Source organism: Pseudomonas sp. 86_A (genome assembly GCF_017491705.1).
In the GTDB taxonomy this organism is placed as follows: domain Bacteria; phylum Pseudomonadota; class Gammaproteobacteria; order Pseudomonadales; family Pseudomonadaceae; genus Aquipseudomonas; species Aquipseudomonas koreensis.
This window is the reverse complement of the sequence record NZ_JAFGYS010000128.1, coordinates 1-470: the sequence shown is the minus strand read 5'-3', so window position 1 is coordinate 470 and position 470 is coordinate 1. Positions and strand designations below refer to the sequence as shown.

The 470-nt window shown below is 66.4% G+C and carries 1 pseudogene; it reads right to left on the bottom strand.

The annotated features are described in order from the left end of the window. Positions 1–389: pseudogene (locus J5M57_RS28330) on the bottom strand (class II glutamine amidotransferase); the annotation flags it as partial. Positions 390–470: the final 81 nt, after the last annotated feature.

Here is a 470-nt window from a genome sequence, read left to right as displayed (position 1 = left end):
GTGTCGGTCTGCGACACGAATGCGTAACCCTTCGCGCGCAGCGCTTCGCGCAGCGGCTCGAAGTTCTCGATGATGCCGTTGTGCACGAGCGCGAGCGCGTCCGACGAGAAGATCGGATGCGCGTTGTGCGTGACGGGCGCGCCGTGCGTCGCCCAGCGCGTGTGCGCGATGCCCGTCTCGCCTTCGAGATGCGATTCGCGCACCTGCGCGTCGAGATCGGCCACCCGCGCGACGCTGCGCGCGCGCTTGGGCGTGCCCGGCGCGGGGGCGCCGGCGTCGAGTACCGCGACGCCGCATGAGTCGTAGCCGCGATACTCGAGACGGCGCAGCCCTTCGATCAGCACCGGAACGATGTTACGTTGCGCAACTGCGCCGACAATCCCGCACATGAAAATCTATCCTTCGAAACTCGACAATGATGCAGGCGCGCCGCTGCGCGCCCGAAAAACGGTTCAGCTCTTCTTCTTGAC